Here is a 664-nt window from a genome sequence, read left to right as displayed (position 1 = left end):
GACTTGGACCAGCCCGAATAGCCGCCCTTCCCGTACCCGAACATGAGACCCCGTCCCGCTCGGGAATGGTGTCCAGGATCGCCAGAGCGGGCTCTGAGAGCGGCAGCCCCGAACAGCCAATTTCTGCCCTCCGCGGTTCTTTTTTGCCGCGAAACCGGCCCAGCTACCCCGGAAATTCCGGTCCACACGTGCGGACTGCGGCAACGACCATATCGCTAATCGTCAGACGCGACCTGCGACGGTCAAGCKCGCCCCGCTGGGGTGATCAGCGGGTCCTCAGCTCACCAATCAATTCCGGGGAAAGGACGGGGAAATCGTGCCGGCCATGAAATTCGCAATCTAGATCAATCAACCCCAGGTCTGGCCTTCACACGGGAGAGGTCCAAGGTTCGATTGTCATTCGGCCTGCAATATTGGCTCTGACGCAATTTTGGTGCAGCTCCGATTATTCTGCACCGATTAGCCTGGCCTGAAGGAGATCGATTTTCCCGCGACCGTACATCTGCCTTCTCACGAGCTTGAGGCGGGTGATCTGACCTTCAGTCTGTCCGTTGGACCAGGGCGAAGTGATTGCCGCCCGAACCGCCGCTTCATCCTTCGTGACGCCGCTGGCGAAGGAAGTCACGAGACTGGCGCGGGCGCGGTCGATCCACGGCGTGAGCCC

The 664-nt window shown here is 60.6% G+C and carries 1 protein-coding gene; it reads right to left on the bottom strand.

The genetic code is table 11. The annotated features are described in order from the left end of the window. Positions 1–445 precede the first annotated feature (445 nt). On the bottom strand, positions 446–664 hold a 219-nt coding region (locus AC1DW2_RS43855), incomplete at its 5' end, for a transposase (protein WP_477009219.1).

It is taken from the genome of Bradyrhizobium sp. P3_C3 (genome assembly GCF_056402655.1).
Note: the sequence above shows the minus strand (reverse complement) of the source record. Positions and strands in the feature narration are given on the sequence as shown.